Origin of the sequence: Xenorhabdus anantnagensis (genome assembly GCF_028598555.1) — a bacterium.
GTDB lineage: Bacteria > Pseudomonadota > Gammaproteobacteria > Enterobacterales > Enterobacteriaceae > Xenorhabdus > Xenorhabdus anantnagensis.
Window position 1 is genome coordinate 63,453 of sequence record NZ_JAQRFN010000009.1, and the last position, 14,908, is coordinate 78,360.

Below are 14,908 nucleotides of genomic sequence, written 5' to 3' on the forward strand. Positions count from 1 at the left end.
AAAAAGTGGAGCTAAAACATGGCGTGGAATCAGCCCGGTAATAACGGACAGGACCGCGACCCGTGGGGAAGCAGCAATAATAATGGCGGCAACTCCAGCGGCAATAATAAAGGTGGTAGTAACCGCGGGGCAACTGATCTCGACGATCTGTTCCGTAAACTGAGCCAAAAACTCGGTGGTCTCGGTAGAAACAAAGGTGGGGATGGTTCTGAACAGAACTCTAAATTTGGCGGGCGCCTTATTGGTCTTGCCGTTGCTGCTGCAGTTGTTGTTTGGGTTGTAAGTGGTTTCTATACGATTAAAGAAACAGAACGGGGCGTGGTTACCCGATTGGGTAAATTCAGTCACGTTGTTCAACCTGGCTTGAACTGGAAAATGACGTTTATCGATCAAGTGCGTGCCGTTAACGTTGAGTCTGTTCGCGATCTGGCAACATCTGGTGCCATGCTGACTTCAGATGAAAACGTTGTAGTGGCTGAAATGAACGTTCAATACCGTGTTACTGATCCGGCAGCTTATCTCTTCAATGTTACCAATCCCGATAATAGTCTTCGTCAAGCTACAGACAGTGCTGTACGCGGTGTTGTTGGCAAACACACGATGGAAACAAATCTGACGGAAGGACGTACTGTTGTTCGTAACGATACTCAGAAGGTACTGGAAGAAACTATCCGTCCATACAATATGGGTATTACCGTAGTCGATGTAAACTTCCAGACTGCTCGTCCGCCAGAAGAAGTTAAGGTTGCATTCGATGATGTAATTGCCGCACGTGAACAAAAGCAGCAAACCATTCGTGAAGCCCGGGCTTATGAAAACGAAGTACTACCTAAAGCGAACGGTGAAGCACAGCGTATTATTGAAGATGCCAGAGCATATAAAGTTAGTTCTGTATTGAATGCTAAGGGTGAAGTGGCGAGTTTTGCCAAAATCTTGCCTGAGTATAAGGCAGCCCCTGAGATTACTCGCGAACGTCTGTATATTGAGACGATGGAGCGAGTGTTGAGCACTACACGTAAAATCATTGCAAACGAGAAGAGTAACAACGTGCTGTTGTTGCCATTAGATCAAGCAGTGAACGATCAGGCACAAGTGCAGCAAAAAGCATCCAATAGCGCGGCGATCAAGAAGGTGATTCATCAAAGTCAATCGACACAACGACCGGAATCGAATACTTATAACAGTAGCAATAACTCGCGTGATGATACGACTAGAGTAGGGAGGCCATAATTATGCGTAATTCATTAATTGTTGCGATTATCGCGGTATTGGTTGTTCTCTATTCATCAATCTTTATTGTGAAAGAAGGCGAGCGTGGCATTGTACTGCGTTTTAGTAAAGTTGTACGTGACGCAGAGAATAAGCCGGTCATTTATGATCCGGGCCTGCATTTTAAAATTCCGTTCATGGAAACAGTTAAAACACTTGATGCCCGTATCCAAACTATGGATATCAAGGCTGACCGTTTCCTGACACGTGAAAATAAAGACCTGATCGTTGACTCCTACTTGAAGTGGCGCATTAACGATTTCAGTCGTTACTATCTGGCAACAGGTAACGGTGATATTTCTCGAGCAGAAATATTGCTGAGACGTAAATTCAGTGACCGTTTGCGTTCTGAAATTGGTCGTCTTAATGTAAAAGGTATTGTGACCGATTCCCGCGGTACTTTAACTACAGATGTGCGCAATGCTCTGAATCAGGGAACCTATGAAGACGGTGGAACAACGGATGTCGATAGTGCGATCGCTTCTGCTGCTGCTTTGGTTGAAAAAGAGACGAAAAGTAAGCAACCAGACATTAACCCAAGCAGCATGGCTGCGTTAGGTATTGAGGTTGTTGACGTTCGTATCAAACAGATCAACCTGCCACAGGAAATTTCAGAATCCATTTACCAGCGTATGAGTGCTGACCGTGAAGCAGAAGCTCGTCTCCTGCGTTCAGAAGGCTTGGAAGAAGCTGAGAAGATCAAAGCGACCGCAGATAAAAAAGCAACTGAAATCAGGGCAGAAGCACAGAGTCAGGCATTGGCTTTACGTGGTGAAGGTGATGCAGAAGCCACTAAACTATTTGCTGATGCGTTCAATCAGGATCCTGAGTTCTACGCATTTATCCGTAGCTTGCGTGCTTACGAGAAGAGCTTTAAGAATAATGATGTGATGGTACTCAGTCCAAATAACGATTTCTTCCGTTATATGAAAGAGCCATCTAAGCAGCTTCATCATGCGAATAATTAAGTGGTTTTGACAGGCAAATAGCCTTTAGTCACGCTAATTGACAGAAAATAAAACTACAGCGGCCAGCGTGTCTGGTCGTCTCCTAAGCCACTGTAAAAAAACATATAGTGGCTTTTTTGTATACTCTTCCCATTCCCAATATTTACTTGGCAGCTCGTTTATATGGCTAAACGAAATAACAGAAGTGACAAAAAATACTGAAAGGTGCTAAATGAGATGGTAGAATCCATTTTTAAGCAACCGAGTGAACTTTTGAAATGGGTAAGAACGTTGTCGTATTGGGCACCCAATGGGGTGACGAGGGCAAGGGTAAAATCGTCGACTTGCTGACTGAACGAGCTAAATACGTAGTTCGTTATCAAGGGGGCCACAACGCGGGCCATACACTAGTCATCAACGGTGAAAAAACCGTTCTCCACTTAATCCCATCTGGGATCTTACGTGAAAATGTCATTAGCATTATCGCAAATGGGGTCGTTTTAGCACCAGATGCTTTGATGAAAGAGATGAAAGAGCTTGAATCACGTGGGGTTCCTGTACGTGAACGCCTGCTTATTTCTGAAGCTTGTCCGCTGATCCTGCCTTACCATGTTGCATTGGATAACGCCCGCGAAAAAGCGCGTGGTGCCAAGGCGATTGGTACAACAGGCCGTGGTATCGGCCCTGCATATGAAGATAAAGTCGCACGTCGTGGTCTGCGTGTTGGCGATCTGTTTGATAAAGAAACTTTCGCTGTCAAACTAAAAGAAATCATCGATTACCACAACTTCCAATTAGTTAACTACTACAAAGAACCTGCTGTTGATTACCAGAAGACATTGGATGACATTTTGGCTGTTGCCGATATCCTGACTGGCATGGTAGTTGACGTTTCTGACCTGCTCTACAAAGCAACTCAGAAAGGTGAGCTGGTGATGTTTGAAGGAGCTCAGGGTACGCTGTTGGATATTGACCACGGTACTTATCCTTATGTAACTTCTTCTAATACCACTGCGGGTGGCGTTGCAACGGGTTCCGGTCTGGGTCCACGTTACGTTGACTACGTATTGGGAATCATTAAAGCCTATTCCACCCGTGTTGGTGCCGGCCCATTCCCAACTGAGCTGTTTGATGAAACAGGTGAATACCTGCGTGAGAAAGGTCAAGAATTTGGTGCAACCACAGGTCGTAGCCGTCGTACTGGTTGGTTGGATATCGTTGCTATCCGTCGTGCGATCCAAATCAACTCTCTGTCTGGCTTCTGCATGACTAAACTGGACGTGCTGGATGGCCTGAAAGAAGTGAAAATCTGCGTTGGCTACCGTCAGGCTGATGGCTCTGTCATTGACACGACGCCACTGGCAGCAGAGAACTGGGAAGGTCTTGAAGCAGTTTATGAAACTCTGTCAGGTTGGGATGAAAGTACATTTGGTGTGAAAGATCACAGCCAATTGCCGCAAGCTGCATTGGATTACATCAAACGTGTAGAAGAGCTGACCGGTGTTCCTGTTGATATTATTTCTACAGGTCCAGATCGTGCAGAAACCATGATTCTGCGTGATCCATTTGATGCTTAATTGATAATTTAATCTTTTAAGTATACATAACCGGGCCTAATGCCCGGTTTTTGTTTTTAGGCAATTACCTTGGTTTGCCTGAGGTATTTTTATTCTTTTAGTTATTAAAGCTTTTTAATTATTAAAGCTTTTTAGTTATTAAAACAAAGTAATAAGAGATAAATAAGCGAGTCTCCTGTTTTGCTTAATTTTTAAAATACCCACATAATGATGAGTAACTAACGAAAACCAATAAACATATATTTTTTGGTTCCAAATAAATTCCGTTATATTCAGTCTCCCTGAGGTGAGTGTGCAGTTAACCAGTTTTACCGACTATGGATTACGTGCCTTGATTTATATGGCTTCTTTACCAGAAGGCCAAATGACGAGTATTACAGAGGTTACTGAAGTTTATGGTGTCTCACGTAACCATATGGTAAAAATCATCAATCAACTTAGTCACTTAGGATTGGTGAATGCTGTCAGAGGAAAAAATGGCGGCATCAGTTTAGGTAAACCTGCCAACGAGATCAGAATTGGTGATGTGGTTCGCTCATTGGAACCGCTTTCATTGGTTAACTGTAGTGCCTGTCAAATCACGCCTGCATGTCGCTTAAAATCAGTCTTGAATCAAGCGGTAGAAAATTTTTTGGAAGAGTTGGATAAACATACTTTGGCCGATATGGTCAAAGACAATCGTCCCCTTTATCAATTGCTTTTGGTTAAGTGAAGCAAGGGGATAAACAGCTTGCTGATGACAACAGAGGAATGACGATGTCAAAAGATCCTTTTCAGGAACGAGAGGCTGAAAAATACGAATCTCCTATCCCAAGCCGTGAATACATCTTGGATATCATTTCTAAATACACCGCTCCGGTAAGCCGTCAGGAATTAGCACAAGAACTTCAATTAACCACTCCAGATGCACAAGAAGCATTGCGCCGTCGTTTGCGGGCAATGGAACGCGATGGGCAACTGGTTTTTACCCGTCGTCAATGTTACGCGTTGCCAGAGCGGCTGGATTTATTGAAAGGCACGGTGATTGGACACCGTGATGGCTATGGTTTTCTGCGAGTGGAAGGCCACAAAGAAGATTTTTACCTGTCCGCCGAACAGATGAAAATGGCGATCCATGGGGATGTTGTACTGGCGCAGCCTTTGCAACCAGACAGAAAAGGCCGCATTGAAGTGCGTATCGTGCGGGTTTTGGAACCCAAATGCAGCCAGATTGTTGGTCGGTACTTTATAGACGCTGGCATGGGGTTTGTTGTTCCTGATGATAGCCGCCTGTGTTTCGATATCTTGATCCCAAAAGAAGCAATCTGCGGAGCAAGAATGGGTAATGTCGTGGTGGTTGAATTAACAAATCGCCCGACTCGCCGCACAAAAGCCATCGGTAAAATTGTTGAAGTACTGGGCGAAACCATGGGAACGAGCATGGCGGTTGAAATTGCGCTGCGTACCCATGAAATTCCACATAGCTGGCCGCCAATGGTAGAAGAACAGGTCGCTGATTTGGATGAAAATGTGCCGGAATCTGCCAAACAAGGCCGTGTGGATTTACGTGAATTACCGCTGGTAACAATCGATGGCGAGGATGCCCGTGATTTCGATGATGCGGTATTTTGCGAAAGAAAACGTGGTGGTGGTTGGCGGTTGTGGGTAGCGATTGCGGATGTCAGTTACTATGTTCGCCCCCAAACGGCTTTGGATACAGAAGCATGCAGCCGTGGTAACTCGGTCTATTTCCCGTCCCAAGTTGTACCTATGCTGCCGGAAGTGCTGTCTAATGGATTGTGTTCCCTCAATCCAGAAGTTGATCGCCTGTGTATGGTATGCGAAATGACCATTTCTGCTCAGGGCAAACTATCTTCCTATAAGTTTTACGAAGCAGTGATGAATTCACATGCTCGTTTGACCTATACAAAAGTTTGGAAGATTTTGCAGGGCGATCAAGAGTTGCGTGATCACTACAAGCCGTTGGTGAAGCATATTGAGCATCTGCATGAGCTTTATCAGGCACTGGAACAGGCACGTGAACAGCGTGGGGCCATTTCATTTGAATCAGAAGAAGCCAAGTTCATCTTTAATGCAGAGCGTCGCATTGATCGCATTGAACCTGTTGTACGCAACGATGCGCATAAACTTATCGAAGAGTGTATGATTTTGGCGAATATTGCGGCCGCTCGTTTTGTTGAAAAACACCATGAACCCGCGTTATATCGTATCCATGATCGACCAAAAGAAGAGAGTATTCTGAACCTGCGTTCGGTTTTCAACGAGTTAGGGCTGAGCTTGTTGGGTGGCATGACGCCAGAACCGAAAGATTATGCGCAATTAATGAAAGAAGTTGCCGACAGGCCGGATCGCGAATTACTGCAAACCATGTTGTTGCGTTCTATGAAGCAGGCGATCTACGAACCGGAAAATCGGGGACACTTTGGTTTGGCATTGCGCTCTTACTCTCACTTCACTTCGCCAATCCGCCGCTATCCTGATTTGGCTCTGCATCGGGCTATCAAGTACTTATTGGCTCAAGAAGAGCTGGCACAAAAAGAACTAGCACAAAAAAATAGTGCTGCTGAGCATTGCTGGACCCCAACTGGGGGGTGGCACAACGACATGGAACACATGTTGCAATTGGGTAACCATTGCTCCATGACCGAGCGTCGTGCTGATGAAGCGACAAGGGATGTGGCAGACTGGCTGAAATGTGATTTCATGCAAGATCAGGTAGGTAATGTTTTCACCGGATTGATTACCAGCGTAACAGGCTTTGGTTTTTTTGTTCGCTTGAATGATCTGTTCATTGACGGCTTGGTGCATGTTTCTAAGTTGGATAACGATTATTACCGATATGATAATGTTGGTCAGCGCTTAATTGGTGAATCTTCCGGGCAAACTTATCGCCTCGGTGATGAGGTGGAGATCCGTGTGGAAGCGGTTCACATGGATGAGCGTAATATCGATTTTGCCTTGCTTTCAACGACTCGTAAAGCGCGTAATCAGGGTAAGACATCCCGTGATAAGGCGAAAAAAAGTACGCCAGAGCGTAAAAATGGCAAAAAAGGCCGTGATCATAAAAAATCAGCCAATTTTGAGCCAGATAGCGGTTTCCGTAAAAAGAAAAGTGCGGAAAAGCCTAAAGAGTCTAAGCCAAGTAATTCTAATCAAGGCAAAAAGAAAAAACCATCAAGTAAAACTAAGAGAATTACGGCAAAACTGAAAGCGAAACGTGCGAAAAAAAGCGCAGAGTAATTATCAGTAAAGATCAGTCCATAAAAATTAGTCCATACAATCGTAAATCAGGGCGGATTCTACCGCCCGCTATTTTTCAGTATCTTCTAAGGTATCAGTAAGTTAGGTGTCAGTCAGTCATGAGTGAAATTATCTACGGTATCCATGCCGTTAAAGCCTTGCTGGAGAGCGATCCACAACGTTTCATGGAAGTTTATGTGTTGAAAGGGCGTGAAGATCGCCGTTTAACGCCATTATTGCAGGAATTGGAAAATATCGGCATTGCGGTACAAATTGCCAATCGCCAATGGCTGGATGCCCAAACGGAAGGTGCTGTCCATCAAGGAATCATCGCACGAGTCAAACCGGGACGTCAGTATCAGGAAAATGATTTGCCGGATTTGTTATCCCGGTTGGATCGCCCATTCCTGCTGGTGCTGGACGGTGTTACCGATCCACATAATCTGGGGGCTTGCTTGCGTACAGCGGATGCTGCGGGGGTTGATGTGGTTATTGTTCCCCGTGATCGTTCTGCTCAATTGAATGCGACAGCTAAAAAAGTTGCCTGTGGCGCCGCAGAAAGTGTTCCGCTGATTCGTGTGACTAACCTTGCCCGGACATTGCGTTTACTGCAAGAACATAATATCTGGATTGTCGGAACTGCCGGCGAAGCCACGCATGCTTTATATGAGAGTAAGCTGACTGGCCCAATGGCCCTGGTGATGGGGGCGGAAGGTGAAGGCATGCGCCGATTGACTCGCGATCATTGTGATGAATTGATCAGTATTCCAATGGCGGGTTCAGTCTCTTCTTTAAACGTATCGGTAGCGACAGGGGTATGTTTGTTTGAAATCGTGCGCCAGAGAAGTGCCCTGTAATTATTTGTCATTTGTTTGCCTCGAATGACTTGAAAGAAGAATAAATGTGTTTTTCTCTACCCGGACCTTGAGTTTTTTTTTGTGTGTGGGTATAGTGACGCGTCAATTTTTCAGCCGTACTAAACACGTTCCTTGCCTCCATGGGCCACGGCTGACCCTGACAGGAGGCTGAATAATCCGTAAGGAGCAATGCTAATGCGTCATTACGAAATCGTTTTTATGGTCCATCCTGACCAAAGCGAACAGGTTCCGGGCATGATCGAGCGTTACAGTGCGACTATCACTAACGCGCAAGGTCAGATTCATCGTCTGGAAGACTGGGGTCGTCGTCAACTGGCTTACCCAATCAACAAACTGCACAAGGCTCACTACGTTCTGTTGAACGTTGAAGCGCCACAAGAAGCGATTGATGAGCTGGAAACTAATTTCCGCTTCAACGACGCCGTTATCCGCAGCATGGTTATGCGCGTTAAGCACGCAGTAACTGAAGCATCACCAATGGTTAAGGCTAAAGACGAACGTCGCAGCCGTGATCTGGTCTTAGAAGAAGGCCTGGTTGATGATGCTGATGAAGCTGGGGATTCTGAAGAGTAATTACCGTGACAACCAATCGTTTGGTGCTCTCTGGCACAGTGTGCAAGGCTCCGATACGAAAAGTCAGTCCATCTGGTATTCCACATTGTCAGTTTGTGCTTGAACATCGTTCACAGCAACAGGAAGCCGGATTCAGCAGGCAGTCATGGTGCAGAATGCCCGTAATTGCCAGCGGACAGTTGTTACAGGAATATACTCACAGTATAACGGTCGGCAGTCGAATTGCCGTTTCAGGATTCATTAATGCCCATTATGGGCGAAATGGTCTTAGCAAACTGGTTCTTCATGCCGAGCAGATTGAATTGATAGATTCTGGAGACTAGCCAAATGGCACGTTATTTCCGTCGTCGCAAGTTCTGCCGCTTTACCGCGGAAGGCGTACAAGAGATCGATTATAAAGATATTGCTACGCTGAAAAACTACATTACCGAAAGTGGTAAAATTGTACCAAGCCGTATTACTGGCACACGTGCAAAATACCAGCGTCAGCTCGCTCGTGCTATCAAGCGTGCACGCTATCTGTCTCTGTTGCCTTACACTGATCGCCATCAGTAATAGGCTCAGTCCATTAACGACTTTGAGAGGATAAGGTAATGCAAGTTATTCTGCTTGATAAAGTAGCGAACCTGGGTAGCCTGGGTGACCAAGTTAACGTTAAAGCGGGTTATGCCCGTAACTTCTTAGTACCACAGGGCAAAGCTGTTCCTGCAACTAAGAAAAACATCGAATTCTTCGAAGCTCGCCGTGCTGAACTGGAAGCTAAACTGGCTGACGTTCTGACAGCAGCGCAAGCTCGTGCAGAGAAAATCAGTGCCCTGGGCGCTGTCACTATCGCTTCTAAAGCGGGTGACGAAGGTAAACTGTTCGGTTCTATCGGTACTCGTGACATCGCTGATGCAATTACTGCAGCTGGCGTTGAAGTATCTAAGAGCGAAGTTCGCCTGCCTAACGGCGTTCTGCGTACTGTTGGTGAGCATGAAGTTCACTTCCAAGTACACAGCGATGTATTCGCACAGTTGAACGTTAACATCGTTCCAGAAGCTTAATCCCTGATTAGCTGAAGAACATGTGACGACAAAAAACGCTGGCATTGCCAGCGTTTTTTGTTTATATCTTAAAAGTATTCCTCAAATATAAGGGCGTGGCAGCAGTTATACGTCAATAATTGGTATCTCACACTATTATTGATCCCCTTCACGCGTTTACCCATCTTGGCAGTGCTGTTATGCTTGAGTCTTCACTCATTTAATAACAGGTATTTTCATGACAAAACCTTCTTTTGAGTCTATTGAAGCGCGGGCTAGTTACGGTATTGGTTTGCAGGTTGGTCAACAATTACAGGAATCTGGCTTACAAGGGTTGGAACCAGAAGCACTATTAGCAGGGTTATGTGATGCATTGGAAAGCCGTTCTCCTGCTATTCCTGTAGAAGAACTGCATCGTGCGCTACGTGAGATACATGAACGTGCTGATAGCGTTCGTCGTGAACGTCAGCAGGTTATGGCGGAAGAAGGCAAAAAATTCCTGGCAGAAAACATTCAGCGTGAAGGTGTAAGCAGCACTGAGTCTGGTCTGCAATTTTCTGTCCTGACACAAGGTGATGGAGCTATTCCTGCCCGTGCTGATCGTGTTCGTGTTCACTATACTGGTCGTCTGATTGATGGCACTGTATTTGATAGCTCAGTACAGCGCGGTACACCAGCAGAATTTCCTGTCAGCGGCGTGATCCCGGGTTGGATTGAAGCGTTGACTTTGATGCCAGTAGGTTCTAAGTGGGAACTGTACATCCCGCACAATCTGGCTTACGGTGAGCGTGGCGCAGGTGCGTCCATTCCTCCTTATAGCACGCTGATCTTCGAAGTAGAATTACTGGAAATCTTGTAATTTTTTCGATCTATAATTCTTTGATCTGTAATTGTATTGATAATTAAGCAAATAGCCGGTTAGCCGGCTATTTTTTTATGTGTATTTGGGAATGATAGAAGAATAAAGTATTCGCTATTCCAGTAAAAAATGCGCTAAAAATGTAGCTTAAGGTGGTATACCCAAAATAGATTTCAATTTGCAGTACAGCCAAAAAGTTGCAATTTGAAAACATGAGGGGATAGCTAAACAATGAACGCAGAGGTGTATGATGCTACAACAGATCTGCCAATTGGCACGGGAAGCAGGCGCAGCGATCATGGAGATTTATCAGGCTGAGCAACCGTTGCAAGTAGAACATAAAATGGATGATTCACCTGTTACTGTAGCGGATATTGCCGCTCATCAGATCATTAAAGCGGGATTGTTGCGGATTGCGCCTGATATCCCATTGTTATCAGAAGAAGATCCACCAGCATGGGAAGAACGGAAAAACTGGCAGCGCTATTGGCTGGTTGATCCGTTGGATGGTACGAAAGAGTTTATTCGCCGAAATGGCGAGTTTACCGTCAATATCGCATTGATCGAAAATGGTATACCTGTGATGGGCGTTGTTTATGTTCCTGTACAGAATGTCTTGTATTCAGGGCAAGGACGTCACGCGTGGAAAGAGAGCAATGGTCAGACACTTCCCATTAAAGTGATTCCAGCGAAACCGCCAATTGTGGTAGTCAGTCGTTCTCACAAGGATGATGAGGAGTTAAAAGATTATCTTTCCCAGTTAGGTGTACACGACACACTTTCGGTCGGGTCTTCACTCAAGTTCTGCATGGTTGCAGAGGGAAAAGCCCAACTTTACCCACGTTTTGGACCGACCAACATCTGGGATACTGGTGCTGGTCATGCCATTGCTATTGCTGCGGGGGCACACGTAACGGATTGGGAAGGGAAAACACTAAATTACACACCACGTGAATCCTTTCTGAATCCGGGCTTCAGGGTCAGTATTTTTTGATATTAAGACGATACTATTAAGATGATAATGTAAGGTGATAATGGTTCACAGCGGGGAGAACCATTATCACTGTACGATCATTAGAATTACCATGATTGAAAATCAGGATCATCTTTAGGCTTATTGTTTCAATTCGTCTTTGATTAGGCTGATAACGTGCGTGATTTCTTCGTTACTTAACTTGCCATCTTTGACAAATTTCACGTTACCGTTTTTATCCAGCACAATAATTGCTGAACTTTTGGGTTCCAGCCCCCAAGCTTTTTTAGCCAGTCCGTTACTGTCCACGATAAATTGTGACCATGGGAACTGTTTTTTGCTGTCTTCGAGGCTATTGCGAACAAAAATGCTGGTGCCAAAAATAGCATCATCGGTATTCACGATGCTGGTTGTTTGATATTTATCCTTGGGTAAATCAGTATTTTTCAATGCTTGAATCAAGGGATCGTTCATCTCTTTTGCGGAGCTACGACCGGCAATATGCTGGATCGTTCTTACTTTACCGGGAAGTTCAGTGCTGCTCCATTTTTGGTAGCTAAATTTACCATTGTTTAGTAATAGCTCACCTTTATCTGTCACACTGACTGCGGGAACTTGTTGCTTTAATATGATGTTGTGGGCGAATGCAAATATTGGCGCTAAACTCAATATTGCAGATAATACAATGTTTTTTATCATCTTTATTCCTTATTTATCATGGTGTGGAATGTTATCAGGGAACACCATATTCAGCATAGCGCTTGTTAACAGGGCTGTCCTCAATAAAATAAACAATTTGATAACATTCAGGATGAGATATAAGTAAACAAAGTAAAGTATATAATTTAATGTACATTAATATCATTAAGTTACATAAAATTACATAAAGGTAGTGATTGAATCTTGATATTCAGGGGAACAAATTTTTATATACGTAGTCTATACACTTTGCATAACAGTGATATGTCTTCTGATTCATTAGTTATGTGATGCAATAGAATGGTATCGTAAGAAGCATGGGAGGAAAAAAACAGAGATGAAAATCTTTCGCCATTATAACCCACTGAAAATTGCTCTCTACGTAAAAACTCTATTTCGTGGGCGTTTATATATTAAGGACATGGGCGCTTTTGAATTTAATTATGGAAAAATTTTACCCCCGAAGATAAGAGATAAACGTCATTTCCATGTAATGAGTGAAGTTAACCAACAAGTATTACGCTTACAGACCGAAATGGGGTGATGTTTTTCAACTGCCCATCTACTACTGATGGGGATGTAACAAGATCAACTGCATACATACCATTAGTATAATAAATCATTAGTATGATAAACGGCCTTACGGCCGTTTTTTGATCCTATGCGTTATGTTTACACTTCATTCGGTTGTTTGGTGTTGAGATGATTAGGTTGCGTGAGAGTATCGACAACTTTTGTCACCAGCAATTGATCGATTTTATAGTTATCAATATCTACCACTTCAAACTTATAACCACTGAATTTCACATAATCCGTGCGTTTTGGAATTTTTCGCAGGCGGAACATCATAAAGCCAGCGATAGTTTCATAATTACTGGAATCTGGGAAGTCATTGATATCCAGAGCCCGCATGACGTCTTCAATTGGTGTGCCACCTTCAACCAGCCATGAATTTTCATCCCGGATGACGATTTGTTCTTCTTGGCCCTGCCCGACTAAATCTCCCATTAAGGTAGTCATGACGTCATTAAGAGTGATGACACCCATTACCAAAGCATATTCATTGAGAATAATAGCGAAATCTTCCCCAGCGGCTTTGAAACTTTCCAGTGTGTCAGAGAGTGAAAGCGTGTCTGGGATCATCAAGGCGTTGCGGATTTGGACACCATCTTTTAGGTTGAGGTTTTGTCCGCTCAAGACACGGTTGAGCAAATCTTTCGAGTCCACATAACCGATAACATGGTCAATGTCACCATCACAAACAAGGAATTTTGAGTGAGGATGAGTGGAGATTTTTTCTTTGATGCTGTTTTCATCTTCACTCTTGTTAAAATACACAATACTTTCACGGGAAGTCATGGCAGAAGGGACTGTGCGAGACTCCAGTTCGAAAACATTTTCAATTAGCTCATGTTCTTGTTTGCGAAGTACACCGGCAATGGCTCCCGCTTCAACGACAGCGTAAATATCGTCAGATGTAATGTCTTCATTACGTTCCATCGGGATCTTAAAGATTTTGAGGATACAGTCGGCCAGACCATTGAACAACCAAACCAGAGGACGGCAAATTGCCAGACAGAAACGCATTGGATTGACAATTCTCAAGGCAACGGCTTCGGGCTTAATCATGCCAATGCGTTTAGGGGTTAAATCAGCAAGCAGGATAAAGGTACTGGTAACGATAGTAAAGGAGCAGATGAATCCCAGTTGGTCTGCCCATTCTGGTCGCATGAATTTTATAAACAGCGCTTTCAATGCAGGTGAAAAGGCGGATTCTCCCATCACCCCCGCAAGGATTGCTACCGCATTCAGGCCGATTTGAACTACAGTAAAGAACATACCGGGAGTTTCTTGCAGCTTAAGGACATGGGCAGCATTGAGATTCCCTTCATCGACCATCAGTTTTAATTTTATTCTTCTTGAAGCAGCCAGAGATATTTCTGATAACGAAAAAAATGCGCTAATAGCACAAAGTAAAAGTATTACTAATAAACTGTTTAACATAAAGTATCCGTATCTTATCTCCAACGATAGGGTAGGTTTTATTTGAATAGCACCGGAGATGAGATGAAAAATTATACAAATAAAAAATATTTCGGCGGGATGCCGCAAAATCAATAAGTTTAGCCCAACGATTATAGCATTGGGCTAACTAAATCGGCTAGTTTTTGTGCGTTGGTGGGAAACAGACGCCAATACCACCTAATCCACAATATCCTTCAGGATTTTTGTGGAGGTATTGCTGATGGTAATCCTCCGCAAAATAGAATGGCCCGGCTTTGCTGATTTCCGTTGTGATAGTACGTTGGTTGCTATTTTGCTCCATCGCTTGCTGGTATTGGTTGCGGCTGGCAACTGCCTGCTCATACTGTTGTGGCGAAACTGTGTAAAGGGCAGAGCGGTATTGAGTACCTATATCACCATGCTGACGCATGCCTTGGGCAGGATCGTGATTTTCCCAGAATAGAGTAAGGAGTTGTGGATAAGTTATTTTGGTTGGATCAAATACGATCCTGACTACTTCTGCATGACCGGTTAAGCCGGTGCAGACTTCTTCATAAGTTGGATTTGGTGTGACGCCCCCACTATAACCCACGGAGGTGGTGTAAATGCCTTCCTGTTGCCAGAAAAGGCGTTCAACACCCCAGAAACATCCCATGCCTACATAGGCTATTTCCATATTTTCTGGGATGTTATCTATCGCATGCTTTGTGATGACATGGTAGGGTGATACGGTCAATGGGGTGGCCCTACCAGATAAGGCATCCTGTGAAGAAACATGTTGGCTTTCATTAACTGAATTTGGCAAGATTCTCTCCCGTTATTCACGAATTTTATGGTTATGTTTTGCTTGTATATCTTTAAAAC

The 14,908-nt window shown here is 44.2% G+C and carries 16 protein-coding genes; 13 read left to right on the plus strand and 3 right to left on the minus strand.

All coding sequences use genetic code 11. The annotated features are described in order from the left end of the window. The first annotated feature begins 18 nt into the window (after nucleotides 1-18). The 12 genes from hflK (at nucleotide 19) to cysQ (ending at nucleotide 11,362) form a co-directional block, all read left to right on the plus strand. Entirely contained in the window at nucleotides 19-1,230 is a 1,212-nt protein-coding gene (gene hflK / locus PSI14_RS08850; protein WP_273575569.1) for an FtsH protease activity modulator HflK, read from the plus strand. Between the two features lie 2 nt (nucleotides 1,231-1,232). After that, nucleotides 1,233-2,237 (plus strand): protease modulator HflC, encoded by a 1,005-nt coding sequence (gene hflC / locus PSI14_RS08855; protein WP_273575570.1) that lies wholly within the window; start codon nucleotides 1,233-1,235, stop codon nucleotides 2,235-2,237. A 257-nt stretch (nucleotides 2,238-2,494) separates the two neighbouring features. After that, complete coding sequence (locus tag PSI14_RS08860) at nucleotides 2,495-3,793, plus strand: adenylosuccinate synthase (protein WP_273575571.1); 1,299 nt, start codon at nucleotides 2,495-2,497, stop codon at nucleotides 3,791-3,793. A 292-nt stretch (nucleotides 3,794-4,085) separates the two neighbouring features. Further along, nucleotides 4,086-4,505 (plus strand): nitric oxide-sensing transcriptional repressor NsrR, encoded by a 420-nt coding sequence (nsrR, locus tag PSI14_RS08865; protein ID WP_273575572.1) that lies wholly within the window; start codon nucleotides 4,086-4,088, stop codon nucleotides 4,503-4,505. Between the two features lie 44 nt (nucleotides 4,506-4,549). Continuing rightward, the gene (gene rnr / locus PSI14_RS08870) at nucleotides 4,550-7,033 is read left to right on the plus strand and encodes a ribonuclease R (protein ID WP_273575573.1); all 2,484 of its coding nucleotides are present in this window, start codon (nucleotides 4,550-4,552) and stop codon (nucleotides 7,031-7,033) included. Between the two features lie 119 nt (nucleotides 7,034-7,152). Further along, on the plus strand, nucleotides 7,153-7,890 hold the full coding sequence (gene rlmB, locus PSI14_RS08875; RefSeq protein WP_273575574.1) for a 23S rRNA (guanosine(2251)-2'-O)-methyltransferase RlmB: 738 nt from the start codon (nucleotides 7,153-7,155) through the stop codon (nucleotides 7,888-7,890). 195 nt (nucleotides 7,891-8,085) lie between these two features. Then, nucleotides 8,086-8,484 (plus strand): 30S ribosomal protein S6, encoded by a 399-nt coding sequence (gene rpsF, locus PSI14_RS08880; RefSeq protein WP_273553363.1) that lies wholly within the window; start codon nucleotides 8,086-8,088, stop codon nucleotides 8,482-8,484. Nucleotides 8,485-8,489: 5 nt separating this feature from the next. Beyond that, nucleotides 8,490-8,807 (plus strand): primosomal replication protein N, encoded by a 318-nt coding sequence (priB, locus tag PSI14_RS08885; RefSeq protein WP_273575575.1) that lies wholly within the window; start codon nucleotides 8,490-8,492, stop codon nucleotides 8,805-8,807. Between the two features lie 4 nt (nucleotides 8,808-8,811). Beyond that, the gene (gene rpsR / locus PSI14_RS08890) at nucleotides 8,812-9,039 is read left to right on the plus strand and encodes a 30S ribosomal protein S18 (protein ID WP_000135199.1); all 228 of its coding nucleotides are present in this window, start codon (nucleotides 8,812-8,814) and stop codon (nucleotides 9,037-9,039) included. Nucleotides 9,040-9,077: 38 nt separating this feature from the next. After that, nucleotides 9,078-9,530, plus strand: coding sequence for a 50S ribosomal protein L9 (gene rplI / locus PSI14_RS08895; protein WP_273575576.1), 453 nt, complete (start codon nucleotides 9,078-9,080; stop codon nucleotides 9,528-9,530). Between the two features lie 217 nt (nucleotides 9,531-9,747). Beyond that, nucleotides 9,748-10,368: a BamJ family beta-barrel-assembly machinery protein gene (gene bamJ / locus PSI14_RS08900; RefSeq protein WP_273575577.1), complete on the plus strand. Its 621-nt coding sequence runs from the start codon at nucleotides 9,748-9,750 to the stop codon at nucleotides 10,366-10,368. Nucleotides 10,369-10,618: 250 nt separating this feature from the next. Next, nucleotides 10,619-11,362: a 3'(2'),5'-bisphosphate nucleotidase CysQ gene (cysQ, locus tag PSI14_RS08905; RefSeq protein ID WP_273575656.1), complete on the plus strand. Its 744-nt coding sequence runs from the start codon at nucleotides 10,619-10,621 to the stop codon at nucleotides 11,360-11,362. Between the two features lie 120 nt (nucleotides 11,363-11,482). On the opposite strand, the gene PSI14_RS08910 is transcribed toward cysQ, so the two are convergent. Continuing rightward, nucleotides 11,483-12,040 carry a YtfJ family protein gene (locus PSI14_RS08910; protein WP_273575578.1) on the minus strand — a complete coding sequence of 186 codons (558 nt, stop codon included), beginning with the start codon at nucleotides 12,038-12,040 and terminating at the stop codon, nucleotides 11,483-11,485. Between the two features lie 337 nt (nucleotides 12,041-12,377). Between PSI14_RS08910 and PSI14_RS08915 the strand changes: the two genes are divergently transcribed. Beyond that, nucleotides 12,378-12,584: a DUF1107 domain-containing protein gene (locus PSI14_RS08915; RefSeq protein WP_273553368.1), complete on the plus strand. Its 207-nt coding sequence runs from the start codon at nucleotides 12,378-12,380 to the stop codon at nucleotides 12,582-12,584. Nucleotides 12,585-12,712: 128 nt separating this feature from the next. Here PSI14_RS08915 and paeA read toward each other — a convergent pair whose 3' ends face one another. Both paeA and msrA read right to left on the minus strand, forming a co-directional pair. Further along, a complete protein-coding gene (paeA, locus tag PSI14_RS08920) occupies nucleotides 12,713-14,044 on the minus strand; it encodes a polyamine export protein PaeA (RefSeq protein WP_273575579.1) in 1,332 nt (443 codons plus the stop codon). 157 nt (nucleotides 14,045-14,201) lie between these two features. Continuing rightward, a complete protein-coding gene (gene msrA / locus PSI14_RS08925; RefSeq protein ID WP_273575580.1) occupies nucleotides 14,202-14,849 on the minus strand; it encodes a peptide-methionine (S)-S-oxide reductase MsrA in 648 nt (215 codons plus the stop codon). Between the last annotated feature and the right edge of the window lie 59 nt (nucleotides 14,850-14,908).

Coding starts and splice junctions, on each gene's coding strand:
- hflK (WP_273575569.1), top strand. CDS start 19: ATGGCGTGGAATCAGCCCGGTAATAACGGACAGGACCGCGACCCGTGG.
- hflC (WP_273575570.1), top strand. CDS start 1,233: ATGCGTAATTCATTAATTGTTGCGATTATCGCGGTATTGGTTGTTCTC.
- PSI14_RS08860 (WP_273575571.1), top strand. CDS start 2,495: ATGGGTAAGAACGTTGTCGTATTGGGCACCCAATGGGGTGACGAGGGC.
- rnr (WP_273575573.1), top strand. CDS start 4,550: ATGTCAAAAGATCCTTTTCAGGAACGAGAGGCTGAAAAATACGAATCT.
- rlmB (WP_273575574.1), top strand. CDS start 7,153: ATGAGTGAAATTATCTACGGTATCCATGCCGTTAAAGCCTTGCTGGAG.
- rpsF (WP_273553363.1), top strand. CDS start 8,086: ATGCGTCATTACGAAATCGTTTTTATGGTCCATCCTGACCAAAGCGAA.
- rpsR (WP_000135199.1), top strand. CDS start 8,812: ATGGCACGTTATTTCCGTCGTCGCAAGTTCTGCCGCTTTACCGCGGAA.
- rplI (WP_273575576.1), top strand. CDS start 9,078: ATGCAAGTTATTCTGCTTGATAAAGTAGCGAACCTGGGTAGCCTGGGT.
- bamJ (WP_273575577.1), top strand. CDS start 9,748: ATGACAAAACCTTCTTTTGAGTCTATTGAAGCGCGGGCTAGTTACGGT.
- cysQ (WP_273575656.1), top strand. CDS start 10,619: ATGCTACAACAGATCTGCCAATTGGCACGGGAAGCAGGCGCAGCGATC.
- PSI14_RS08910 (WP_273575578.1), bottom strand. CDS start 12,040: ATGATAAAAAACATTGTATTATCTGCAATATTGAGTTTAGCGCCAATA.
- PSI14_RS08915 (WP_273553368.1), top strand. CDS start 12,378: ATGAAAATCTTTCGCCATTATAACCCACTGAAAATTGCTCTCTACGTA.
- paeA (WP_273575579.1), bottom strand. CDS start 14,044: ATGTTAAACAGTTTATTAGTAATACTTTTACTTTGTGCTATTAGCGCA.